The 23,495-nt window shown below is 72.9% G+C and carries 20 protein-coding genes; 7 read left to right on the top strand and 13 right to left on the bottom strand.

The window, feature by feature from the left end:
* Positions 1-6: 6 nt before the first annotated feature.
* Both EMA17_RS00155 and EMA17_RS00150 read right to left on the bottom strand, forming a co-directional pair.
* A complete protein-coding gene (locus EMA17_RS00155) occupies positions 7-222 on the bottom strand; it encodes a DUF4287 domain-containing protein (RefSeq protein WP_126634769.1) in 216 nt (71 codons plus the stop codon).
* A 91-nt stretch (positions 223-313) separates the two neighbouring features.
* Positions 314-1,570 carry a ricin-type beta-trefoil lectin domain protein gene (locus tag EMA17_RS00150; protein ID WP_126634768.1) on the bottom strand — a complete coding sequence of 419 codons (1,257 nt, stop codon included), beginning with the start codon at positions 1,568-1,570 and terminating at the stop codon, positions 314-316.
* A 378-nt stretch (positions 1,571-1,948) separates the two neighbouring features.
* Here EMA17_RS00150 and EMA17_RS00145 point away from each other — a divergent pair, with 378 nt between their 5' ends.
* Positions 1,949-4,438 (top strand): hypothetical protein, encoded by a 2,490-nt coding sequence (locus EMA17_RS00145; RefSeq protein ID WP_126634767.1) that lies wholly within the window; start codon positions 1,949-1,951, stop codon positions 4,436-4,438.
* 48 nt (positions 4,439-4,486) lie between these two features.
* On the opposite strand, the gene EMA17_RS00140 is transcribed toward EMA17_RS00145, so the two are convergent.
* The 10 genes from EMA17_RS00140 to EMA17_RS00100 all read right to left on the bottom strand — a co-directional run bounded on the left by EMA17_RS00140 (position 4,487) and on the right by EMA17_RS00100 (position 15,074).
* Positions 4,487-5,692 (bottom strand): alpha/beta fold hydrolase, encoded by a 1,206-nt coding sequence (locus tag EMA17_RS00140; protein ID WP_126634766.1) that lies wholly within the window; start codon positions 5,690-5,692, stop codon positions 4,487-4,489.
* Positions 5,693-6,027: 335 nt separating this feature from the next.
* Entirely contained in the window at positions 6,028-7,284 is a 1,257-nt protein-coding gene (locus EMA17_RS00135) for a malic enzyme-like protein (RefSeq protein ID WP_126634765.1), read from the bottom strand.
* Complete coding sequence (locus EMA17_RS51525) at positions 7,278-7,436, bottom strand: hypothetical protein (protein WP_160161253.1); 159 nt, start codon at positions 7,434-7,436, stop codon at positions 7,278-7,280. The genes EMA17_RS00135 and EMA17_RS51525 overlap by 7 nt, the downstream gene beginning before the upstream one ends.
* A 188-nt stretch (positions 7,437-7,624) precedes the next feature.
* On the bottom strand, positions 7,625-8,071 hold the full coding sequence (locus EMA17_RS00130) for a DUF4440 domain-containing protein (RefSeq protein ID WP_126634764.1): 447 nt from the start codon (positions 8,069-8,071) through the stop codon (positions 7,625-7,627).
* Positions 8,072-8,117: 46 nt separating this feature from the next.
* The gene (locus tag EMA17_RS00125) at positions 8,118-9,311 is read right to left on the bottom strand and encodes an amidohydrolase family protein (protein ID WP_126634763.1); all 1,194 of its coding nucleotides are present in this window, start codon (positions 9,309-9,311) and stop codon (positions 8,118-8,120) included.
* On the bottom strand, positions 9,308-10,312 hold the full coding sequence (locus EMA17_RS00120; RefSeq protein ID WP_126634762.1) for an ABC transporter ATP-binding protein: 1,005 nt from the start codon (positions 10,310-10,312) through the stop codon (positions 9,308-9,310). Before EMA17_RS00120 ends, EMA17_RS00125 begins: the two co-directional genes overlap by 4 nt.
* On the bottom strand, positions 10,309-11,364 hold the full coding sequence (locus EMA17_RS00115) for an ABC transporter ATP-binding protein (RefSeq protein ID WP_246126360.1): 1,056 nt from the start codon (positions 11,362-11,364) through the stop codon (positions 10,309-10,311). Before EMA17_RS00115 ends, EMA17_RS00120 begins: the two co-directional genes overlap by 4 nt.
* Positions 11,365-11,381: 17 nt before the next feature.
* The gene (locus tag EMA17_RS00110; RefSeq protein ID WP_126634761.1) at positions 11,382-12,302 is read right to left on the bottom strand and encodes an ABC transporter permease; all 921 of its coding nucleotides are present in this window, start codon (positions 12,300-12,302) and stop codon (positions 11,382-11,384) included.
* Entirely contained in the window at positions 12,299-13,294 is a 996-nt protein-coding gene (locus EMA17_RS00105) for an ABC transporter permease (protein ID WP_246126359.1), read from the bottom strand. Before EMA17_RS00105 ends, EMA17_RS00110 begins: the two co-directional genes overlap by 4 nt.
* A gap of 109 nt (positions 13,295-13,403) precedes the next feature.
* On the bottom strand, positions 13,404-15,074 hold the full coding sequence (locus EMA17_RS00100; RefSeq protein ID WP_246126358.1) for an ABC transporter substrate-binding protein: 1,671 nt from the start codon (positions 15,072-15,074) through the stop codon (positions 13,404-13,406).
* A gap of 488 nt (positions 15,075-15,562) precedes the next feature.
* On the opposite strand from EMA17_RS00100, the gene EMA17_RS00095 reads away from it, so the two are divergent.
* From EMA17_RS00095 to EMA17_RS00075, 5 genes are all read left to right on the top strand, one after another.
* The gene (locus EMA17_RS00095) at positions 15,563-16,099 is read left to right on the top strand and encodes a helix-turn-helix domain-containing protein (RefSeq protein ID WP_078980568.1); all 537 of its coding nucleotides are present in this window, start codon (positions 15,563-15,565) and stop codon (positions 16,097-16,099) included.
* 332 nt (positions 16,100-16,431) lie between these two features.
* A complete protein-coding gene (locus EMA17_RS00090) occupies positions 16,432-17,352 on the top strand; it encodes a dihydrodipicolinate synthase family protein (protein WP_126634759.1) in 921 nt (306 codons plus the stop codon).
* Complete coding sequence (locus tag EMA17_RS00085) at positions 17,352-18,521, top strand: NAD(P)/FAD-dependent oxidoreductase (protein ID WP_126634758.1); 1,170 nt, start codon at positions 17,352-17,354, stop codon at positions 18,519-18,521. Before EMA17_RS00090 ends, EMA17_RS00085 begins: the two co-directional genes overlap by 1 nt.
* The gene (locus EMA17_RS00080; RefSeq protein ID WP_126634757.1) at positions 18,514-18,798 is read left to right on the top strand and encodes a (2Fe-2S)-binding protein; all 285 of its coding nucleotides are present in this window, start codon (positions 18,514-18,516) and stop codon (positions 18,796-18,798) included. Before EMA17_RS00085 ends, EMA17_RS00080 begins: the two co-directional genes overlap by 8 nt.
* A complete protein-coding gene (locus tag EMA17_RS00075; RefSeq protein ID WP_126634756.1) occupies positions 18,795-20,318 on the top strand; it encodes an FAD/NAD(P)-dependent oxidoreductase in 1,524 nt (507 codons plus the stop codon). Before EMA17_RS00080 ends, EMA17_RS00075 begins: the two co-directional genes overlap by 4 nt.
* Positions 20,319-20,460: 142 nt before the next feature.
* On the opposite strand, the gene EMA17_RS00070 is transcribed toward EMA17_RS00075, so the two are convergent.
* Positions 20,461-21,792 (bottom strand): DUF6895 family protein, encoded by a 1,332-nt coding sequence (locus tag EMA17_RS00070; RefSeq protein ID WP_126634755.1) that lies wholly within the window; start codon positions 21,790-21,792, stop codon positions 20,461-20,463.
* 634 nt (positions 21,793-22,426) lie between these two features.
* Here EMA17_RS00070 and EMA17_RS00065 point away from each other — a divergent pair.
* A complete protein-coding gene (locus EMA17_RS00065) occupies positions 22,427-22,876 on the top strand; it encodes a hypothetical protein (RefSeq protein WP_126634754.1) in 450 nt (149 codons plus the stop codon).
* Positions 22,877-23,495 lie beyond the last annotated feature (619 nt).

Here is a 23,495-nt window from a genome sequence, read left to right as displayed (position 1 = left end):
CGACGACTACCCGGCATCCGACTGCTCGGCGCGCACGTGGGCGACCAGCGCGTTGGCGTGGCCGTGACCCAGGCCGTGCTCGGTCTTGAGCCAGGAGACCAACTCCATGTGCCTGGTCAGCGGCGAGGAGCGAACCAGGTCCAACCACTCCTCGATCGGCCGCCCGTACTTCTTCTCGATCGAGGGGAAGTAGCCCGCCGGGCCGTTCGGCTTGTCGCTCATGTCCGTATTCCTCACGCGGTCGTTCCGATGCCGTCGAAGGATAGGACCGCGGGCCCATCGGGAACTCATCGGGATCCCGTGGAGATCCGGGTCACACGGCGGTGACTCGACCGGCCGCGGGCGGCTGCTTCGGGACGGTCCAGAGTTGCCCCCGACCCTGCCCCGGGGTGTTCAGGACCACCGCCCTGTCGTCGGTCGGGCCGCCGGCGGCGAGGTCCAGGACCTTGCCGCCGGCGAGGTGGACCAGGCGTCCGCGCGCGTCGACCGCCCACTTCTGGGCGGCCGTGCCGTTGCAGTCGAACAGGTCGATCCGGGTGCCGTCGGCGGCGCCGTCGCCCGGGGCGTCCAGGCACTTGCCCATCGCCCGCAGGGTGCCGTCCTTCTCCACGATCCAGGACTGCCCCACCCCCGCGTCGCAGTCGCGGAGTCGGATCGGCGTGCCGTTCGCGGGCCGGCCGCCCTCCACGCCGAGGCATCGGCCGTCGAGCCCGGTCACCCTCCCCTGCGGCGGCACCGGCGCCCCGGCGGCCTCGGCGAACGCCCGCAGGCCCTGGACGTCGAACTGCTGGACGTACTGGCCGGCGCGGGAGTCCTGATAGCCGTTGGACACCGTGCACATCACCGGCGCCTCGCCCGAGTCGGTACCCCGGAGGCAGCCACCGGGCGCGTCGTCCGGGTGCCCCAGACCCAGGGTGTGGCCCAGTTCGTGGCTGACGTGGTTGCGCATCCCGGCCTCGCCGAGGCGGGCGATCGGCCTGCCGTCGGCGGTGAAGAAGGACGTGTCGATGTACGCGTGGCCGCCGGTCACCGTGTCCGGCAGGCCGCGCGCGTGGAACCCGCAACTCCAGCCCGGGGTACCGGAGCCGTCGGTGACCGCCCGCCACGCGCCGCCGTCGGCGGGCACCACGCACGGGTTGGCCAGCGCGCCGACCACGATCTCGCCCCTGCTCCGGGGAAACGGGTAGCCCGCCGGTTCGGGGTCGACGGTGATCGCCAGCCCGGTGATCCGGGCCAACTCGGCCGCCGACGCCCGGACATAGGGGCCCAACCACTCGGCCGCCCTGCGGTCGAGGAACCGGATCATGTAGCCGCCGGCGAGCAGCCGGGTGGCTCCGCCCGACATCCAGCCCGGCCCGGACAGGGCCGGGGCGTTCCGGAGCCGGGCCGAACCCGGCGGCGGCGGTGCCGGATCGGGTGTTTCGCCGCCCGTCGCGGACCGCACGGTCGATGCCTCGGCGCCGTCCTGATCGCCGAACGCCGAGCCGGACAGCGGCAGTCCGGCCACGATCAGCGCCACTGCGGCGAATGCGCCGGCCCATGTGGCCCGGCGCGCACCAGAAGTCTTCACGTCCCCAACCCCCTGATCACTCGATGTAATGGCCTGACAACACTGTGCGCACAGCTCGACCGGGAAGCAACGGTACACGGCGAATTGCGCGAGAGATCCCTACTTGGGAAAGGCCGTTCCCGCCGGACTCCCGCGCGTCACCGGGCACCCGACAGCGCCGCGAACGCCACCGGCGCATGGGGCCGTCCGGGCGCTCTCCCGTCCGGGAAATCCGGCCGCCCCGGCGGGCGTTCACGCCGCGCGCGGGCGCCGGAAGCGCCTGCGGGCGACCCCGTCCGCGACTGACCGACGGCGGATGATTGGGTGGAGTGTCCCCGGCGGAGGCGCGTACCGTCGGCGGGCGACCGGCCGGCGCGCGCACGAGAGAAAAGGCACGGCATGGCGGAGGCGGCGTTCATCCGTTTGTTGTGCCACGCCGACGCCGCCGAAGTGGAGGCGGTGGCCGAGCGGATGGGCGCCGCGGCCCGCGGTCGGCTCGTGGCCGGGGCACTCGGCAGCCCCGACGCCTTCCTCGACTGGATGTACGCGCACGGCGACGACATCGACCGGATCGGGCTGGCCGGCGATCTGGAGTTCCGTGCCGAACCGGGGCGACTCACCCGCTACGACAGTCCGCTGTGGGACCTGTACCGCCGCGACGACCCGGAGATGAACCTCCTTCTCCACCACACCGATTCGCCGCTGATGTGCCGGCTGATCCTGGCCGGCAGTCCACCCGGATGCCTGCCGCCGACCGAACGGGTGACGGCCGGGCTCGTGCCGGTCGGACCGGTACCCGTGCATCCCGCGCTGCGCGCCCGCCTGCTCGCGACGACCGAGTACACCGTGCTCGCACCCGCCGTGGTCGCGGCCGATCCCGACCTGGTCCGGCACACGCTGCACACACTCGGCGCCGACGGTCGGCTCACCCGCGCCGAACGGGCCCTGGCCCTGCTGCGGTTGTGGGACCTGGAGGGAGCGGACGCCGTGCGGCCGTGGACGCGCGACCTCGACGGCGCCTATCGGGGACTGCACCGGCAGATGCGCGAAGCCCTCGACCGGCCCAAGGTCCGGGCCGATGTGGAGACCACCATCCTCGACGCGGCCCGACCGGAGGGCTTCGTCCGGCGGTTGCGAGCGATCGAGGAGCCATCGCGCTCCCGCCTGTCCCCGGCGGTGAACCGGGTCATGGTCGCCCCGCACACCTTCGAATGGGGCCCGGTCCTCGACGCCCACCACCGGTCGCCCCTGTTCTCCGACGACGTGGTCTGCCTCGTGCGTCGGTACGGGCTCGACCACGCCGCGCTGCGGGCACTGGTCGGCGTCGATCCCGACGGCCGGCCGCGGCTGACCCGGTGGCCCGCGGTCGAGGGCATCGACGACGGCGACCTCACCGGCGCCCTGTTGGACGCGTGCGAGCCCACCCGTACCGCCGACGCCCCGGCCGCGGCCGACGTGGTCACCGAGGCCGCTCCGGCGTGGGCGTTCCTGGAGAACTACGTCCAGGCCGCGGCGCGACCGGCGACGCAGCGACGCCGACGGGAGCGTTTCGCCCTCGTCGACGCCGAACTGGCCCGACTCGTCCGCGACCGGCTCGGCGACGACGTCCCCAAATGGCTGCACCTGGCCCGGCTCGGCCCGGAGCACCCCGGCACCCTGCCCGACCTCCTCGACGCGGCCGTGGCGGCCGCCGACGGCCCGGACCCCGCCCCGCCGATCTGGGCCGACTACCTCCGGCCCGGCAGCCACAACTCCGGCCGGCAACGCCACGCCGCCCTGTGCCGACTGTTGCGCGAGACCGCCCCGGACACCATCGCGCGCGTCGCCGCCCATCTGCCGCCCGAGTTCACCGCCGACCTGTACGGCCGTCCCGGCGGCGCCGACGTCGACGCCGCGCTGCTCGCCGCCGGCGCTCCCGCGATCGACGTGGGAATCTTCACCCGGCCGCGCACATCGCCGCGGGTTCGGGAGCGGTTGCTCCGCGACCCGGCGCGGCTGCCCGCGCTGCGCCGGACACTGATCGCCATCGCCGTCGAAGACCCGACCACACGGCCGTCCCGGCACTATCGCGACCACTACCGGGCAACCGTCCACGAGGCACTGCACGCGTACCGCGCGGCACTGGCCGACGGAGACGCGCGTGTCACCGCCATCCTCGCCCGGAACACTCTGCACCCGGACGGCGCCGACCACGCCGGTGAAAGCCTCGGCACGGACCCGAGCGCGGTGGTCGCCCGGGCGGACCGGGCGACACCCGCCGACGCCGACCGGCTCCTGGCGGAAACCATCGCCGACTGGGAGGAGCGAGCCCGGGCGGGCGGCGTGGTCGCGCTGTTGCCGAGCCTGGGCGCACGCGGCTTCCTGGAGACCGTCGCCGACCCCGGCTGGTCGACGATCCTCGCCGCGCACCGCGCCGAGCCGCTCTCCGTCAAGGCGCTCGAAGTACTCGCCGACGCCCGGCCGGACCTCCCCGAGGAACCGACCCGGGCATTGGCCGAACACGCCGGTGAGTACTGCGACCTGGCCGAACTCGCGCGGCATGCCTGGCCCCTCGCGCGCGATCTTCTGCGCGCCGTGTACCCGTTCCTCGACCGGCGCCGATCGGCCGGCGATCGGCCCGGGTTGATCACGGACGCGCTCACCGACGGCTCGGTCGACCCCGAGCAGTGGCTCCGGCACGGCCGACCCGCCCGCATCGTGCTGCGCACGTTGACCGAGGCGCCCCACGGGGTCGTCCCCCGGGCGGTCGACGACGCCCTGGACCTGCTCGTCGACACCCACCTGGCGGGCCGCCCGGACGCGTGGACGACCGTGTACGCGATGCTGCCCGACTTCACCGGCACGGTGTCCGAGCTGCTGTCCACCGCCCGCGCGGCGACCGGCACGTAGGCATCGGGGCCGGACCGAACCCGGTCCGGCCCCGACCCGGGCGCCGCGTCAGTGCTTCGCTCGCTCCAGGTCGCGCAACCAGGCGAGCAGTTCCGGGACATCGGTCTCGATCAGCCCGAAGTGCGCCCCCAGGCTGCCGCCGTCGGCGACCCGCGCATGGATCCGGTAGAGGACGTCGTTGCCCAACTCGCCGAGTTCGGCCACCAGTCTGGTGCTGTACGCGATCTTCACCCGCTCGTCGCGCTGTGCGTGCGAGACGCGGATCGGCACCGGGATGGACAGGGCGGGGTTGGTGTGTTCGACCTGGCGCAGGAACTCCCGCTGATGCGGGTTGGGATCCTGGGTGAGGCTGCCCCGGAACTGGGCGTTGCCCTTGATGCCGCCCCACGCCTCGCACGCGGACAACTCCACCCGGCACCGGTCGTCGGCGGCGGTGAACAGCGTGTACGCCTCGGTGCTCAGCACCTCCAGCGCGTCGATGGCCGGCCGCTCCTCCGTGGCCTCCGCCCGGGAGCCGATGATCGCGCCGGTGAGCAGCAGGGGCGTGAAGGCGAGGCCACCGGTGTAGCCGTCGTAGTCGCTCCCGGCGATCAGGTCCTCGACGATGTGCGAGGCCGGGGCCAGGGCCGCCACGCCGAGCAGGGTGAACTCCGGGATCCGGTCGGCGTGGTGGGCGGCGAACAGCGCTCCCTGGCCGCCCTGGGAGTGGCCGACGAGGGCGAACCGGTCGGAGATCACCGGGTACAGCCGGCGAGCCGCGCGGGCCAGGTCGAGCACGCCGTGCGCCTCGGAGCGGCCCAGCAGGAACGGGTGCGGGCCGGGTGTGCCCATGCCCTCGTAGTCGGTCATCGCGACCGCCCAGCCGGCTTCGAGCAGCGCGTTCAGCAGCACATGCGGCGACTGGTTGATCTCGTGGTGCTCGGGGAGTTCGGCCGCGATCTCCTCGTTGTCGCGCGAGGGCGCGCACTTGTCGCCCAGTCCGAGGGTGCCGTGCGCCCAACCGATCAGCGGATAACCGCCGTCGGGCACGGGCGTGGGCGGCAGCGCGACGATGCCGGACACCGCGATCGGCGTGCCGTCGACGGCTTCCGAACGGTAGAGCACCAATTCGTTGTGGCTCGCCGAGCGGAGCGCGGCCACGCCGGTGAGCGGGCGGGATCGGATCACGTCCCCGTACTCCCCCGGCGGCAGCGGGACGGGCGGGACGTAGAAGTCGTCGCCCTCCGGCGGTACGACCCGTTCGGGTGCGGTCATCGCGACCCCGCTTTCCGAGAGATGTGCCGGTCGCCCTGCCGGCGCGCGGCGCGTACGGGGTCATCCTGGACACAGCCGCCCTCCGACGAAGCCCACTTGACCAAACTTGGCTCGAAGCCACCGATACCGCTCCGCCGAAGCGGCCCGACTCGGCGTACCGGGGTCCGGTCGGCCGGGTGGGCGACGCCCTTGGCCGACATCGTTCAACCGGTCCGGTGCCTCGGCGCGGCCGGCGAACCGCGGGGCGGTCGGCGTATCGGCCGATGCCGTGGCCGGATCATGCCCTTGGGTGACGGAAGGGGCGTCGCGACCGGCTCCCGGTCTCGATCCGGGTGTCAGCCCCGGTCCGGGTCCGGGTCGTTGTCGAGCGCCCGGGTGGCCGCCGCGGCGACGACGGCGGTGAGTCCGGGTTGGTCGGTCGGGGGCAGGAGCGCGTTGCGCGGGGTGTTCTCGATCAGCGCGTACACGGCGGCGACCCGGGCGTGGCCGGTGATCGGGCGGCGGGTGGCGGTGGCCGCGGTGAGCAGGCCCGGGAGGGCGTGCAGGGGGCGTGGCCCGGTGGTGGTGGCACCGAAGGCGGGCGGGGTGTCGGGGCGGGCGCGCAGGACCGGGACGCCCGGGGGCGGGGTGGCGAAGGCGGTGAGGTCGACGATCAGGTCCGCGCCGTCGGCGATCGTGTGCAGCGCGTCGGCACTGTGGGTGAACGGGTCGAACAGGGTCAGGTCGGCGATGCCGCAGGCGATCAGCAGTCCGGCGAGGTCGCCGCCGGCGGCGGGGTCGACCACGATCACCCGGGCGGAGAGCGGGTTGAGGCCACGATTGACGAGGGCGTTGACCGTGGCGGCGGCGGTGGCCGGCGCCAGGCCGTCGTTGATCGTGTCCAGGAGCAGCACCGGCGGGGTCGGGCCGAGCGCGGCGTGCGTGACGGTGACCCGGTCCAGGCGGGTGTGTACCAGCACCGCGGCGGCGAAGCCGGGGGCCAGGATGCGCACCGCGCGGGCGATGTCGGTGACGTCGGGGGTGGCCACGGGCAGCGGGAAGACGTCGAGTCCGGTGGCCCGGCGCAGGTGCACGGCCTGCGATTCGAGGGCGGGCAGGACCGCGTCGGCGGGCAGTTCCTCGAAGCCCAGGACGGCGCTCGCGTCGCTGATCAGCGCGACGCGGTGGCCGCGTCCGGTGTAGCGGTCGATCTGTTCCGGGTGTGCGGCCAGGTGGGAGACCACCCGGCGGTCGGCGTCCGCGTCCAGGAGCGCGACGTCGTGTCCGGTGCTGGTGGCCGCGCATACGCGCAGGGTGAGTTTGCCGGTGGAGGCGGCGGTGAAGACGGGGTCCTGGGCGTGCAGCAGGTCGGCGCCCAGGCGGCGCGCGAGGGTGCGGGTGAGCCAGGCGAGGGTGTGCGGGCCGTCGGCGTCCAGGGTGATCCGCCGCGCGCCCGTCACGTCCGGTTCGTCCGCCCGGCGGGCGACCGTGCCGGGTGCGTCGGCGAGCACGCTCTCCACGATCGCGTCGGCGTCGGGCGGGATGTGGATCCGGACGCTGTAGGCGGGATTGGGCGCGGGCCGTTCCGCGCCGCCCTGCCCCCGACTCAGCACGGCAGGCTCCCGGATCCGTCGGCCGGGGTGCCGGCCGTCGCCGCGGACGCCGGCGCCGCCGCGCGCGGATCTTCGAGCGGGTCCCGGACGCGGGCGGGACGACCGGGTGTCTCGAAGAACTCGGCCTTCTTTTCGTACCGGGGTGTGCTCACCGCTCCACGTCCTTCCCGCGCGCCGTGCCCGGCCGGAACCGGCGCACGCCGAGGCATGCTCCTCGCGTCTGCGCGGATTGAGCAATCGCACACCCTAGCAAGTCCCGCCCCACCCGTGCCGCCCGAACCGGCGACGAAGCCCCGAGACGGGCGGGGCCCGATCCCCCGCCCGGGTCGGGTGTCCGGGGCTACGCGAGGACGTCCTCGTGGTTGTGGACGACGAGCCAGCCCTCGGGGAACCGGCGGGCCACGGCGGTGTTGCGGATGTGTTCCGAGGGCTGGACCGTGCCGTCGGCGGCCGGCGCGAAGTCGACGCGCAGGCTGTAGCGGGCGAGGGCGGTGTCGTCCCAGATGTCGATCACCTCGTCGCTCGCGTGGATCCCGGTGACCACCGGGGCGTCGGGGCCGACCGGGCGCTCCGCCCGGATGCGGTCCAGGTCGGCGCGCCCGAAGAGGAGTTCGGGGGCGGCCGAGTCCCAGATGGTGGCCTCGGGGTGGATCCGGCGGTCGATCCGCTCCCGGTCGCCGGCCGTGAAGCCGGCGTAGATGTCGAGCAGGGCGCTCCACACGGCGGCGCGGTCCTCGGCCGACCCGGCGGGGCGGTGGGCGTCGCGGGAGGTGGAAGGGGTGGTCATCGGTGCGGGTCCTATCGGAGAGGGCGGGCGGGCGGCACGCGGGGGGTCAGACCGGTACGTCCTCGCGGACGACCTCGCCCTCCAGCATGACGAACGACATCCGGCCCATCGCGCCGAGGTCGTTCAGCGGGTCGCCGTCGACGGCGATCAGGTCGGCCGCGTAGCCGGGGGCGATCCGTCCGAGCCGGTCCTCGGCCCGGATCAGCCGGGCCGCGGTGACGGTGGCCGCCTGGAGCACGCGCAGGTTGTCCAGGCCGCCCTTGGCCATCAGGTACATCTCGTGCACGACGGCGGACACCCCGTCGACCCGATCGCCGGGCGGCACGTCGGTGCCGTTGACCACCTGTACGCCCGCCTCGACCGCGCGCCGGAAGCTCTCCTGGTGCGGCGCGATGGCGTTCTTGGCGTTGACGACCGAGCCCTCGTCGAAGTGGTTGTCCCGCATCCAGCCCAGCGAGTTGGTCACGCACAGCGTCGGGGTGACGAACGCTTCCCGCTCGGCGAGCAGGCGCGCGGTCTCCGCGTCGAGGGCGTAGATGTGCTCGAACGAGCGCACGCCCAACTCGACGGCCTGCCGGATCGCGGCGGACTCGCCGGCGTGCGCGACGACGTAGGCGCCGTGCTCGTCGGCGGCCTTGACGGTGGCGGCGATCTCCGCGTCGGTCATCTCCGCGTGCTCGAAGTCCTCGCCCTCGCGGGCCAGGCCGGAGTTGATGAAGATCTTGATGTGGTCGGCGCCGGCCTCGAGTTCGCCCAGGGCCGCGTGGTAGAAGGCGTCCGCGCCCTTGACGTAGACACAGTCCGAGCCCTCGCCGTGGCCGCCGGGGGTGGACAGCGCGCGACCGGCGCCGAATACGCGCGGGGCGCGGATCCAGCCCCGGGCGCGCGCCTCGCGCAGCACGAAGTCGATCCGGTTCTGCTCGTGCACGCACCGCATCGTGGTCACCCCGGCGTGCAGCGCGTCGGCGGCCCGCTGGGCGGCGCGGAACGCGGTCAGTTCGGCCGGTTCGTCCTCGCGCGTCTCGGAGAAGGGGAAGACGATCGACATGTGCGAGTGGCACGTGATCAGCCCGGGCAGCAGGTGCCGCCCGCCCAGGTCGTGGACGTCCGCGTCCGCCGGCGCGGCGGCGGCCACCTCGACGATGACACCGTTGTCGACGTGCACGCTGCGATCGCGCAGGACCTCGCCGGTGACGACGTCGACGACGTGACAGTTGGTCAACCACATGGGTGGGGTCACCCGACTTTCGTGAGAGCGGGAGCGAGGACCGAACAGGCGGCCCTGCGCTCCGGGAGGAATTCCACCAGTGCGGGCTCGTCGACCTCGCAGGCGTCGGTGGCGATCGGGCAGCGCGGGTGGAACCGGCAGCCGGTGGGCGGGAAGGCGGGGTCGGGGACGTCGCCGGGGAGGTCGACGGGCAACTCGCCGCTGCCGTCGGCGCGCGGCACCGCGGAGATCAGCGCCTTGCTGTACGGGTGGCGCGGGTCGTCCCAGACCTGGGCGGTGGGGCCGCTCTCGACCACGGTGCCCAGGTACATCACCGCGACGGTGTCGGCGATCTGCCGCACGATGGACAGGTCGTGCGAGATGAACAGCAGGCCGACGTTGCGCTCCCGGGCCAGGTCGAGCAACAGGTTGGCCACCGACGCCTGCGCGGAGGCGTCCAGGGCGGCGATCGGCTCGTCGGCGACGATGCACGACGGCTCGGCGGCCAACACCCGGGCGATGGCGATGCGCTGCCGCTGTCCGCCGGAGAACTCGTGCGGGAAGCGGTCGACGAACTCGGCGGCCAGGCCGACTCGTTCGAGGAGTTCGCGGGCCGTCTCACGGCCGCGTTCGCGGGTGCCGCCGGCCAACACCACCGCGTCGGAGATCTGTTCGCCGATCCGGCGGCGCGGGTTGAGCGAGGCGTAGGGGTCCTGGAAGACCATCTGCAGGCCGCGCTGGTCGCTCGGCCGCGGTCGCAGGCCCAGCGTGTCGACCGCCCGGCCGTTGAAGGTGACCCGGCCGCCGGCCGGCTTGAGCAGCCCGACCGCGGCCTTGCCGAGGGTCGACTTGCCGCAGCCGGATTCGCCGACCAGGCCGACCACCTGCCCCGGGGCCACCGCCAGACTCACCCCGGCCACCGCGCGCACCAGGGGGCGGCCCGGCGAGCGGTAGGTCACGGACAGGTCGTGCAGCCGCAGGCCGACGTCCTTGCTGGTGACGGTGAGATTGGAGGTGCCGGAGAGCGCGGTCATGGGGTACCCACCTTCGAGGCGGTGACGGCCAGGGGGTCGATCGGGCAGGCCCCGGCGTGGGTGGGGGTCAACGCGAGCAGGTTCGGCCGCTCCTCGGCGCAACCGGCCACCGCGTGCGGGCAGCGCGGGTGGAACGCGCAACCGCTGGGCGCCTGGCCGAGCTTGGGTGGCGAGCCGACGATCGGCACCAGCGCGGCGTTGCCCCCGTCCGGGTGCGGCAGCGCGTCCAACAGGCCCCGGGTGTACGGGTGTCGCGGTTCGCGCAGCACGTCGGCGCGCGGCCCGCTCTCCACGATGCGGCCCGCGTACATCACGCTGACCCGGTCGGCGAGGGCGGACATCACGCCGAGGTCGTGCGTGATGATCAGCACGGACAGGCCGTTCTCCCGGCGCAGTCGGTCCAGCAGGCGCAGGATGCCCGCCTGGACGGTGACGTCCAGGGCCGTGGTGGGCTCGTCGGCGAGCAGCAGCGCCGGGTCGCAGGCGAGCGCGATGGCGATCGCGATGCGCTGGCGCATGCCGCCGGAGAACTGGTGCGGGTAGCGGCCGAGCGCCCGTTCGGGGTCGGGGATGCGCACCGTGGCGAGCAGTTCCACCGCGCGGGCGTTGGCCGCGCGCTTGTCCAACTTCTTGTGGTGGCGCAGGTGTTCCGTGAGCTGCTTGCCGACGCTGAGCATCGGGTGCAGCGAGGTCATCGGGTCCTGGAAGACCATCGCGACCCGGTTGCCGCGCAGGTCGCGGACCTGACGCGGGGTCATCTTCAGTACGTCGTCGCCCTCGACGAGCATCTGCCCGGCGGCGGTGCCGCCCTGCGGCAGCAGGCCGAGCAGGGCGAGCGCGGTCATCGTCTTGCCGGAACCGCTCTCGCCGGCGAGGCCGACGATCTCGCCGCGCCCGACGGTGAGGTCGACGCCGTCGATGGCGCGCAGCGGACTCCCGTCGGGGCCGGGCAGTTCGACGACCAGATCGCGGATCGCCAGCACGGGTTCCGCGCCGGGTGTCGACTTCTCGCGGGTCGAGGTGTCGGGCGTCGAAGCGGGGTTCTCGTTCATCTCCGTCACTTTCGGAGTCACTTTCGGATCGCCCGGGCCGTACGCGGGTCGAGCGCGTCGCGCAGGGTGTCGCCCAGGAAGTTGAAGGCGAGCACCGAGAGCAGGATGGCCGCGCCGGGGAAGACCGCGACCCACCACGCGTCGAAGTTCGCCGATCCGGCGTTGACCATGGCGCCCCACTCGGCGGCGGGCGGTTGCGCGCCCAGGCCGAGGAAGGACAGTCCGGACAGCAGCAGTACCGCGTTGCCCAGGTCGAGCGCGGCGAGCACGGCGACCGGCCCGGCCAGGTTGGGCCGCAGGTCCACGGCGAGTACGCGCCACCCGGAGGCGCCGAGGAGGCGGTCGGCCTGGACGAAGTCCGATTGCCGCAGCGTCAGTACCAGGCCGCGCACCACGCGGGCGTAGGTCGGCCAACTGACGATCACCACGGCGAGGACGGCGTTCGTCAGGTTCGGCCCGAGCGCGGCGACCACGGCCATGGCCAGGATGATCGCCGGGAACGCGAGCACCAGGTCGGCGCAGCGCATGACGACCATGTCGATCCAGCCGCCGAAGTATCCGGCGACGGCGCCCAGGACGGTACCGATGACCATCGCCAGGACCACCAGGAGCAGTGCCAGCGGCAGCGAGATCCGGGTGCCGTGGATGACCCGGGACAGGATGTCGCGGCCGAGTTGATCGGTGCCGAACCAGTGGTCCCCGGAGGGGGACTGGTACTTCGGCCACTTCTGCGCGAGGGGGTCCTCGGGGGAGATCAGCGAGGCGAACACGGCGGCGATCAGGAAGACGCCGATGATGGCGAGGCCGGTGACGGCCAACGGGCTGCGCCAGGGCGACTTCCCGGCGCGCCGGGGCTTGCGCCGGGGGGCGTCGTCGTCCGGGCTGGGGGTGCGGTCGGCTCCGAGCCGATCGCCGAGGAACAGGCGCGTGGCGTTCACGAGAGGCGAATCCTCGGGTCGATGACCCCGTAGAGCAGGTCCACGAGGAGGTTGATCACGACGTAGACGACCGCGACGAACAGGCAGACGCCCATGATGGACGGCAGGTCCAGGTTGAGCGCGCTCTTGTAGGCGTACTGGCCCAATCCGGGCCAGGACAGCACGTTCTCGACGAGCACGGTACCGGCGAGCATGCCACCGAAGGTGAGTCCGGCGACGGTCAGGATCGAGGTGAGCGCGGGGCGCAACACGTGCCGACGGATGACCGTGCTCTCGGGAAGTCCCTTGGCCCGGGCGGCGCGCACGTAGTCGTTGCCGAGGGCTTCGAGTACGGCGGCGCGGGTGAAGCGGGTGAGTACGCCGATGTTGAAGGCGGCCAGTACGCAGGCGGGCAGGATCATCCGGGAGAATGCCTCACCGAATGTGCCGGTGTCGCCGACCAGGAGCGAGTCGAGCGTGTAGAGGCCGGTGATCTCGTCCGGGGGGATCGCGCCGGGCGAGAGCCGACCGCCCGCCTGGATCCAGCCGAGCTTGAACGAGAAGACGTAGAAGGCGACTTGGGCGAGCCAGAAGACCGGCATGGACACGCCCGCGAGGCTGACCACCCGGATCACCCGGTCCGGCCACCCGTTGCGGGTGACGGCCGCGACGATACCCAGGCCGACGCCGATCACCAGGGCCAACACGATGGCGAACAGGGCGAGTTCGACGCTGGCGGGGACCTTGTCGGCCAGGTCGTCCCAGACGGGTCGGTGGGTCTGCTGGGAGGTGCCCATGTCGCCGTGCAGCAGGTTGCCCAGGTAGGTGAAGTATTGCGAGGGCAGCGAGTCGTTGAGCCCGTTCTTCTCCTTGAACGCGGCGACCGCGGCCGGGTCGTTCTGGGCCCGGTCGCCGAGGTTCGCGGCGACCGGGTCGCCGGGCACGGAGTGGGTCAGCACGAAGGCCAGGACGGTGATGCCCACGCACAGCAGCAGACCGATGGACAGGCGCACCAGGACGAACCTGGCGAAGGGGTGGGAGCCGCGCGCGGCCCGGGGCCCGGGGGCCGCACCCCCCTTGGGGGATGCGGCCGCCCGGGGAGTGCCGGGTCGGGCGGTGGGATCAGCCGAGCTTGTCGACATCGATGTACCAGATCGGGTTGTAGCGCAGGTTCTTGACCGAGTTGTTCGCGGCGATCACCTGTGCGGGCTGGAGCAGGGGCATGAACGGGCCGGTCTTGTTCATCGCCTCCTGCAGTTGCTTGTAGGCGGTCACACGTTCCGTGTCGGACGTGGCCGTCTTGGCCTTCTGTGCCAGGCCGGACACCTCGGGGTTGGCCTCGGCCTTCCAGCCGGCGCGCAGGCTGACCAGCTCGCCGGGGGTGAAGGCGAGGTAGTCGCTGGCGTCCGGGTAGTCGGCCTGCCACCACCAGAGGCCCATCGCCTCGGAGCCGTTGCGGTACGAGTCGAGCGCGGTCTGGGTGGGGGCCGGCTTGAGGTTGATGTTGATGCCGACCTCCTTGAGGTTGGCCTGCACCCGGGCGGCGAGGTCGCCGAAGTTGATGCCGTTGATCGTCACGTCGGACGCGTAGTACAGGTCGACGCTCGGGTTGTTCAGCCCGGCCTTGGCCAACGCGGCCTTGGCGCGCGGGACATCGCGCTGGATGGCCTTGCCCGGGTCGAGCGCGCCGGTGAAGAAGCTGGGCACGATCCCGGCCGCCTGGGCGGATCCGGCGCCGGCCACGTCCAACAGGCTCTTGTAGTCCAGGCCGTAGCGCACGGCCTCCTGGAAGTCCTTGTTGGAGGTCGTCGGCGAGATCGCCGGGTTGTCGTTCGTGAACAGGAACGCGGTGGTGGGCGTGGGCTGTTGCAGCACCTGGGCCTGGCCCTTGACCTTGACCGCCTGGTCGGGCGACATGTCGAGGGAGATCTGGCTCTCGCCGCTGAGCACGTTCAACTGCTGGGTGTTCGCGGGCACGTTGCGCACCACGACCTTGGCGTACTTGGGCTTGGTGCCCCAGTAGTTCTCGTTGCGGGTGAGGATGACCTCGGTGGACACGTCGTACTTGGTGATCTTGTACGGACCGCTGCCCTGCGAGTCGCCGTTGAGGAACTGCTCGGCCTTGTCACCCTGGTCGGCGCCGGCCGCGTCGGAACCGCCGTGCGCGGCGACGGTCTTGGAGTTGACCACGCCGAGCGCCGGGGTCGCGATGCGGAAGGGCAGCGCGGGGTCGGCGGCCGCGGTGGTCAGCACCACCGTGTGCTCGTCCTTGGCGGTGGCGGTCACGCCGTCGAGCAGGAAGGCCGGGTTGCCCTTGAGGTTCTTGACCCGGTTGAAGGAGAAGACGACATCCTTCGCGGTGACCGGGGTGCCGTCGGAGAACTTGGCCTCCGAGCGCAGCGGGAACGTGAAGGTCTTCGCGTCGGGCGAGGCCTCGTAGGAGGAGGCGAGCAACGGCACGGGCTTGGTCACATCGCCGTTGGCGAAGGTGAGCAGCGTGTCGTAGACGGGCCGGGTGACCATGATGCCGGTGGGCTCGAAGGTGCGGCCCGGGTCGGCGGTCTTGAGGCTGAAGGAGGTGTCGACCACGAGGGTGCCCCCGCCGCCCTCCCCCTTGTCGTCGGTGTTCTTCTTGGCGCCGCCGCACGCGGCGAGCATCATGGCGGCGGCCACGGTGACCGCGACGGGCGCGGCGGCGCGTCGCACGGCCCGGCGCCGGGCGGATCTGCTGCCTGCCGACCTGCCCGCGGTCGTGCTGCCGCTGTTGTCCCCGATGGCTTGATTGCCCTGCATGGCGCACCTTTCTCAAGGCACCCGATCGGCCGATGACGGAACCGAGTGTTTGATCTGGCTGAACGGTGGGCTCGAAAGTAGGCGCGGGCAGAGGTGGCGGTCAATGACTTTTTTCCACATCTCGACATGTGGGACCAAAAATTTATGTTTGGTGATCAAAGATCCACATGGAGCGATCGTTCTCCGCTTTGATAACGCTTTGATGACTGCTCGACGACTGCTCGATGACTGCTCACGGGCGTTGTCGGGGACAAATGCCAACAGTGGCGACCGGGGGTGGGGGAACCCGCTTTCGCCGCCGCCCACTTCCCTCGCGGTGCGTCGGGAGGGCGTGCTTCGGCCGCACACCGAGCCAATCGATCTTGACGGGGGGTCGGCACCGTGCTTATCTTCGCCCCGAAGCGTTCAATCACGTTGAACAAGTCGATAGCACAAGCCAGGATCCACGAGTCGAGGGTACTCGGCAGCAAAACGAACGGGATCGGACCATGCTGGGTGACCGACTGCGCGAACTACGGCAGGCGCACGATCTGACCTTGCGTCAGTTGGCCGCCGCAGCCGGTATTTCGGCGGGCATGCTCAGCCAGTTGGAGAACGGCGCCGCGGAACCGAGTCTGAGCACGTTGCGCAAGCTCGCCCGCGTCTTCGACACCTCCATCGCCACCCTGTTCGACGACCCCGACGTACCGCGTGTGGCTGTCACCACGCGTGAGCGGCGCATGCGGCTCGGTGCCGCCCGTCAGCACATCACCTACTCCAGGCTCACCCCCGGAACGGGCGATCTGGAAGTGCTGGAAGCGGACATCGAGCCGGGCCAGGCCTCCTCCGACGAGCCGTACAGCCATCCCTCCACGGAATGCGCCACGGTACTCGCCGGAGAACTCGACGTCGAGGTGGACGGTCGCGTCCACCACCTGCACGAGGGCGACGCGATCACGTTCGACTCGCGTCTGCCGCACCGGTTCGTCAACAACTCCGACGCCCCGGCACGGCTACTGGTCGCGGTCACGCCACCGATGCCGTGAGGCGCGGGCGCGCCCGAGGCGTTGCGACGCGGGTACGTCCCACGCCGCCGCGCGGCGGACGGGCCGGATGGTCACGGGTACACCCGTCGCCGTAGGCGCGGGTCCCCTCGATGCCCCGCGACGTGCGGGCCCCGCGTCCCCATGACGCGCGGGCTCCGGGCATCGCGGCGTGGTCGGCTCGCGCGTCCGGGGTGTGGTCGCTCCCCCACATCCCGGACGCGCGAGCCGACCACGCCGCACGGCCGGAGCGTGCCGCAGGTACGAGGCCCACCGGTGCCGAACGGCCCGCGTGAGTCGGATCCCGGGTTTGTGTCCCCGAAAGGATCGAGGGCATGGACCGCACCACCGTCGACTGGCACGGCTACATACCGGCCGTGACCACTCCCTTCACCTCCCAGGGCGACCTCGACCTGGCCGCCTGGGACGAACAACTGGAATGGTTCGCCGCCGAGGGCCTGGACGGCGTGGTCATCGCCGGCACCACCGGCGAGTGGTACACGCTCACCGCGACCGAACGCGCCACCCTGTTCACCCACGCCGCCCGCCGGGTCCGCGGCCGATACACCCTGCTCGGCGGCTGCAACGCCTACACCGCCGCCGCCGCGATCGGCCACGCCCGCGCCGCCCGGGCCGCCGGCCTCGACGGCATCCTGCTCACCCCGCCGCCGTACGTGGTGCCCAACGCGCGCGAGACCATCGCCTTCTACGAGGAGGTGTCCACCGCCGTCGACATCCCGCTGTGCGTGTACAACTGGCCGCGCGGCACCGGCGTCGACCTGGACACCGACACGCTGACCGCGCTCGCCGACCTGCCCACCGTGGTGGCGATCAAGAACTCCACCGGCGACTTCGGCGGCTTCGTCCGCGGCCTGGTCGCCCTGCACGAGCGGGTGCGCTACTTCGGCATCACCACCGACGCGGTCGGCGCCGCGCTGATGCGCGGCATCGGCGGCGACGGCCTGATGGGCGCCGGCGCCGTGCTCGGCCGCGACCACCCCGCCTTCTTCACCCACCTCGCCGCCGGCGACGAGGCCGCGGCACTGGCCGTCGGCGCCCGCGACCGGGTGCTGATGCGGGCGTGGTTCACCCGCGACTACGGGCCGCGCTTCGCCAGCGCCCCCGCCATCCTCAAGCACGCCCTCACCCTGCGCGGCGTGCCCGCCGGACACCCGCGCCGTCCACTGCTGCCGCTCACCGTCGCCGAGGCCGACCAGGTCCACGCCACCCTCGCCGAGTTGGGACTCGTCTCCTGATGGAACGCACCGAAGTCCTGGTCATCGGCGGCGGGTTGCTCGGCTGCGCGGTGGCCTACCACCTCGCCCGCGGCGGCGCCGGCGTGCATCTGATCGAGAAGGATCAGCTGAACCGGCACGCGTCCGGCCAGAACGCCGGCAGCCTGCACTTCCAGCTCGAATACCGGATGATCCAACACGGCCACGCCGTCGCCGCCCGCGCCGCCGAGGCGCTGCCGCTGCACCTGGACGCGATGAACTCGTGGGCGGGACTGGAGGACGAACTCGGCGAACCGTGCGGCGTGCGCCGCGGCGGCGGCCTGATGCTCGCCGAGTCCCCCGAGGACCTGGCCCTGCTCGCGCACAAGACGCACCTGGAGCACACCCACGGCCTCGACGTCGAACTGCTCGACGCCCGCGCCACGCACGAGTTGGCCCCGTACCTGTCCGAGCGGGTCGTCGGCGCCGCGTGGTGCCCCGGCGAGGGCAAGGCCGACCCCCGGCTGGTCACGCACGCCTACGCCCGTGCCGCGCGGCGGCTCGGCGCGCGGATCGAGACCGGCGTACGGCTGACCGCGCTGCGCCACGACGGCCGGCACTGGCTCGCCGACACCGCCGCCGGACCGCGCCTGAGCGCCCGCGCCGTGGTCGTCGCCGCCGGCGTGTGGACCGCCGAGGTCGCCGCGATGGCCGACATCCGACTGCCCGTGGTGCCCGTCGCGCTGACCATGACCGTCACCGCCGCCACCCGGCCGCTGGTTCCGCACCTGGTGCAACACGCCGGCCGGCGGCTCTCGCTCAAGCAGAGCGCGGAGGGCAACATCCTGATCGGCGGCGGCCGGGCGGCCAAGTTCGTCCAGCAGGCCGGCACCCTGGACCTGGACGCCCGCCCCGAACTGCGCCTGGACTCGGTCTTCGCCGGCGCCGACGCCGCCCGCGTGGTACCGGCGGTGCAGCGGCTGCCCGTGCTGCGCGTGTGGTCCGGCGCCACCTCGCTCGCCCCCGACCAACTCCCGCTGCTCGGCGCCGTTCCGCGCCGCCCCGACCTGTACGTCGCCACCGGCGGATCCGGCTTCACCCTCGGCCCCACCTACAGCCGCCTGCTCGCCGAACAGATCCTGACCGGAAGCACCGCCCTGCCCCTGGACGACTACTCCCCCGCACGGTTCGGAGCGTTGAACTTTGTCTGACCACTCCCCCTCCGACCGTCCGGGGCAGGTGACCATCACCCTCGACGGCGTCCCGCGCGAGGTGCCGGGCGGTCGCTCGCTCGCCGCCGCGCTGATCGCGATCGACGAACCCGTCACACGGCACGACCGCGCCGGCCGGCCGCGCGCGGCCTACTGCGGGATGGGCGTGTGCTTCGAGTGCGCCGTCACCGTCGACGGCGCGCCCCTGATCCGCTCCTGCCAGGAACCCGTACGCGCCGGCATGACCGTGGACACCACCGGCGAGGAAGCCCGATGAACACCACCACTCCCGACCTGCTCGTCGTCGGCGCCGGTCCCGCCGGGCTGGCCGCCGCCGTCACCGCCGCCACGCACGGCGCCCGGGTCCTGGTCGTCGACGAACAGCCGCGCGCCGGCGGCCAGATCTGGCGCCGCCCCGACCCGGGCAACCCCGGCCCGGACCCGCTCTCCGCCCCCGCGTACGCGGCCGGCCGCGCGCTGCTCACCCGCGCCGCCGCGCATCCGGGCATCGACTTCGCCCACCACACCACCGCCTGGGGCGTGTTCGCCACCCGCACCGCGCCCGACGGCTGGGCCGCGCCGCCCGGCACACCCGTCCCGGCCGGGCCCCGAGTCGCGGTGCACGGCCCCGAGGGGGTCGAAGTCCTGCTGCCACGCGCCCTGTTGCTCACCGCCGGCGCCTACGACCTGCCGGTGCCGCTCCCGGGCTGGACCCTCCCGGGCTTTCTCACCGTCGGCGGCATCCAGGCCCTGCTCAAGGGCCACCGCACGCTCGCCGGTCGGCGGATCGTGCTGGCCGGCGCGCATCCGCTGCTGCTGATCGCCGCCGCGCAACTGGTGCGCGCGGGCGCCGACGTGGCCGAAGTCGCCTTCGCCCAGCACCTGCCCGCCCCCGCCGACCTGATCCGCGCCGTCGCCGCGCTGCCGGGCAACCGGGCCAAGGTCGCCGAGGGCCTGGCCGCGCTGCGCACGCTGCGTCGGGCGGGCGTACCGGTGCACACCCGCACACTGCTGCTGCGGGCCGAGGGCGAACAGCACGTCACCGCCGCCGTGTTGGCCCGCGTCGACCAGGACTGGCGACCCGTCCCGGGCAGCGCCCGTACCGTCGCCTGCGACACCGTGGGCACCGGCTACGGCTTCGTCCCCTCCACCGAACTGGCCCGCCAGGCGGGCTGCGCGGCACACTGGAACGGCCCGGCCGGCGGCTGGGTGCTCGACCACGACGACGCGATGCGCACCTCGCTGCCGCACATCTGGGCGGCCGGCGAACTCACCGGCGTGGCCGGCGCCGAACACGCCGTGGCCACCGGACGCCGCGCCGGCCTCGACATCGGCCGCAGCCTGGGCCTGCTCGAATCCGCCGCACATGATCGGGAACTACGGTCTGTGGAGACCGAGTTGGCCGCCACCGGGCGGATGGCGGCGTTCCTGGACCACACGTGCGCACCCCACCGGGCCGGGCTGCACGCGCTCGCCGACGACGACACCGTGCTGTGCCGCTGCGAGGAGATCACCTTCGGCCAAGTCCGCCACACGCTGGCGGACAACCCGGGCCTGGACACCGCCGACGCGGTCAAACTGCTCACCCGCGCCGGCATGGGCCCCTGCCAGGGCCGGATGTGCGGCCCGGCCCTGCTCGAACTCCTGCACCGGGAAACCGGCTTGCCGAGGGAGACGATCGGCGCCTTCACCGCCCGTCCACCGGTGAAGCCGCTACCGGTCGACGCCCTGGCGCGCGCGCACGACGCGACCACGACACCGGAATCACCGACGGACGCGGGTCCGGTCGCGCGGTAGCGGCTGTGCCGGCGGCGGGGTCACGGCGCGGGCACCTCTGCGTGTGGTCACCTCTGCGCGTGGTCACTTCCGTGCGCGGTCACTTCTGTGCGCGGTCACCTCCGTGCGCGGTCACCTCCGTGCTTGGTCACCTCTTGTGTCGTCATCTCCGCGCGTCGACGTCGGGTCGGTCGCTCGTGAGGTGGCGGTCGAGCAGGTCGCGGGCGTGGGCGACGGTGAGCGGGGAGACGCCGTGCGCGGGGGCCGACAGGAGGGCGTTCTCCATCTCGGCGTACGCGCCGTTGCGCCCGGCCCGGATGATCGCCGCTTCGGCGGCCAACGCGACGGGCAGGCCCGGCCCGTCGCGCGTGACGAGGCGAATCCACAGCGGCCATCGGTCCGAGCGCACGCCGACCCGCGTCGGGTCGGCCGGCGCCCCGGGCCGTGCCCACACGTCGTGCGGCGCGCGGCCGAGGGCCACCGCGTGCGTCAGGCCGGCGGCGTACATCGTGTGGAAGTCGTGCCGGAACGCGGAGGTCTCGCGTTCCGCACCGGTGAGCGTGCCGAAGAGCTTCGGCCGCCCGCCGGGACCGGGACCGGGCAGGAACCCCACCTCGGTCCACAACGCGTCGAGCGCGTCCCGACACAGCAGCGCGGTGCGCGACACCGGGCCCGGCAGGAGCAGCACGGCGGTCAGCAACTCCGCCACCAGGTCCACGTTTTCCTCGAAGAGGTGCCAGAGCAGGCAGGCGTCGAGGATACGGCGCAGTTCGATCGGGTCGGCTCCGTCGGGAAGTTCGCGGCGGCCGAAGTCGGTGAGGTGGAACAGGGTGTGGGTGAGCGCGTGCAGGTCGGCGAGGCTCATGTGCAGCGGGTGCGGATGGGCGGCCAGGATCGAACCCGGGCGGTGTGCGGTGTGGTCGACCGGTTCGCCGCCGCACTGGGCTCGCAGCCAGGCCGCCTCGAGGCGGCGGTGCGGCGGCCGTTCGACGGCGTCGACGTGGCCGGTGGCGAAGGCGCGACGCAGCGTGGCCGCGAAGCGGGGGTCGGGGAGGCCGAGTTGCTCCAGGGCGAGGTGCGTGATGCCGAACGGCACGGCGGTGCGCGGGTGTCGGACGAGCAGCGCGGTGCGTTCCGGGGTGCGGGCGAGCGGGGCCAGCAGGATCGCGATGCGGTGGAGCGCGGATCGGATCTCCGGTGCGGAGTGCGGGATCCGGTTGGCGATCAGCACGAGGCGGGCGGTCTCCACGACGAACTGCTCGGCCGCGCCGCGGTCGGCGTCGGGGCGGGCCGGCGACTCCCGGAGGGGGCCTTGGCGGTCGAGACGTTCCAGGCCCAGCTCGGCCAGGGTGAGCACCTGGAGCAGTCGGCGCCGGGCGGGCGCGGGCGCGTCGTCGGGGCGGCCGGCGCCGTTGTCCGCCGGCCGTGGGGCGCGGCTCGCCGGGGTCGAGCCGGTGTCCGGGGCGGCGTCTCGGGCGGGGGTCGAGTCAAGCACCTCGGCCCTCCGCGGTTCCGGGATCACGCCCGCTCGACGGACCGCGTACCGGCACTCACGCCGGCACCGTCCTCGCTCGCCACCGACAGGATCGCGCCGACTTCCACACGCTGCGACCACTCACCCATCGGATCCCCCGCCAAGTCGTCGGTACGCCTCCACTCGGACCCTCAAGCTTGACACCACCATGGGCAGTTCGTCAGGTAAATCAGCAAATCGCCTCGTATTGCGTACTCGTGGGCGAACCATGCACCACCATGGGTGGCCGCCGTGGCCGCGGTGGCCGGCCATACGTGGCCGGGTCGTCACAAACCGCTCGTGATCGGGCCGTCCGTCGCCACCGCACACGCACGCGGGTCGCACGCCGGTCACACACGGACCGCGCGCGAACCACGCGCGGACGACATCCGCATCATCGCGTCGCCCCACCCCGGCATACCCGGGCGCCCGTTCCGGTTCACACCCACGGAGGACGTCCACGATCGTCCGCCCGGCCGTCCACCCGCCGTCGACCGACCCCACAGGGAGCGCCGAGCCTCATGTACACCACTCGTACCACCCATCAGAATCCCGATCCCACCTCCAACCGGTCCGACGAGAACCAATCCCCCGTCCACACTCGTGGGTTCTGACAATGAACCCCAACGACAAGCGCATCGACCACCTCCTCGGAGCCTTCGGCGCCGGAGCTCTCGTCAACGCCTGGATCGATGCCCTGATCACCGACGACCACCTCGACCGAGCCGCGGCCACCCGGGTGGCGTGCGACCGTGTCGCCGACCTCTCGCCGTGGCTGATCGCCGCACCGGGCCAAACCTGGCGACTACGCGACGAATTCGAGCCGAACGCCGACTTCTCACCACACCTGGTCCTGGTGCTCGGCGTCCGCCACGCACACGGCACCCATCCGCGCGACGGCACGGCGGCGATCCTGATCGCCGACGCCGAGGACGACCCCCGCCACGCGGTGGGCTGGATGGACGTGGACGACTTCGCCGTCTGCTACTCCCTCGAGGAGTGGCCCACCCCGGAGGTCCGCCGGGTCGACGACAGCGACGCCACCACGACCCCGACCCCGAACTGACCGGCGCGACGCCCCACCCGACAGGCTCCCAACACCCAAGCCCACCCGAACCGACTCCCGAACACGCACGACACCGAAACGCTCACCACCCCCAGGCGAGCCGAACCCGACACCGCCCCAACGACACGACTCACCGAATCGCCACCGACCCGCAGCACGACGACGGAGAGGGCCAGCACCCGCGCCGAGCCGCCCGGGGCCAACCCGAGCGAACCGGGCACCCTCGACGGCACCGCTGCGCTCGTGGCGGCGGGGTCGGCCCGGGGCCGACCCGGTTCGCGGGGTGAGCCGCCACCGGCGCTCGGGGCTCCGTGGCTCGAAGCTCCTGGCCAGGCGGGGGTGTTGGTCGGCGAAAACCGGCCGGCAGCGGGGACGGAGAGGGTGGTCGGGTCGGGTTCTCCGGGTGCCTTGCGGAGGGGGTCGGGTGTGTTCGGCGGGCGTTGCGTTTGTGGTGGCGGGTGGCCGGGTGCGGGGTCGGTCCGGCTCGCGGGGTGGGCCGCACCCGGCGTTCGGGGCTCCGAGAGTCGGGCTTCCCGACGAGGCGGGGGTGTTGCTCGGCGAAAACCGGCTGGCAGCGGCGGGCGGGGAGGGTGGTCGGGTCAGTCCGCCGAGGGGCCTT

This window comes from Embleya hyalina (genome assembly GCF_003967355.1).
GTDB classification, from domain to species: Bacteria; Actinomycetota; Actinomycetes; order Streptomycetales; family Streptomycetaceae; genus Embleya; species Embleya hyalina.
The sequence above is the reverse complement of the archived record's forward strand: the minus strand, read 5'-3'. Positions and strand labels throughout refer to the sequence as shown.

Coding starts and splice junctions, on each gene's coding strand:
- EMA17_RS00155 (WP_126634769.1), bottom strand. CDS start 222: ATGAGCGACAAGCCGAACGGCCCGGCGGGCTACTTCCCCTCGATCGAG.
- EMA17_RS00145 (WP_126634767.1), top strand. CDS start 1,949: ATGGCGGAGGCGGCGTTCATCCGTTTGTTGTGCCACGCCGACGCCGCC.
- EMA17_RS00140 (WP_126634766.1), bottom strand. CDS start 5,692: ATGACCGCACCCGAACGGGTCGTACCGCCGGAGGGCGACGACTTCTAC.
- EMA17_RS00130 (WP_126634764.1), bottom strand. CDS start 8,071: ATGACCACCCCTTCCACCTCCCGCGACGCCCACCGCCCCGCCGGGTCG.
- EMA17_RS00120 (WP_126634762.1), bottom strand. CDS start 10,312: ATGACCGCGCTCTCCGGCACCTCCAATCTCACCGTCACCAGCAAGGAC.
- EMA17_RS00115 (WP_246126360.1), bottom strand. CDS start 11,364: ATGAACGAGAACCCCGCTTCGACGCCCGACACCTCGACCCGCGAGAAG.
- EMA17_RS00100 (WP_246126358.1), bottom strand. CDS start 15,074: ATGCAGGGCAATCAAGCCATCGGGGACAACAGCGGCAGCACGACCGCG.
- EMA17_RS00095 (WP_078980568.1), top strand. CDS start 15,563: ATGCTGGGTGACCGACTGCGCGAACTACGGCAGGCGCACGATCTGACC.
- EMA17_RS00090 (WP_126634759.1), top strand. CDS start 16,432: ATGGACCGCACCACCGTCGACTGGCACGGCTACATACCGGCCGTGACC.
- EMA17_RS00085 (WP_126634758.1), top strand. CDS start 17,352: ATGGAACGCACCGAAGTCCTGGTCATCGGCGGCGGGTTGCTCGGCTGC.
- EMA17_RS00075 (WP_126634756.1), top strand. CDS start 18,795: ATGAACACCACCACTCCCGACCTGCTCGTCGTCGGCGCCGGTCCCGCC.
- EMA17_RS00065 (WP_126634754.1), top strand. CDS start 22,427: ATGAACCCCAACGACAAGCGCATCGACCACCTCCTCGGAGCCTTCGGC.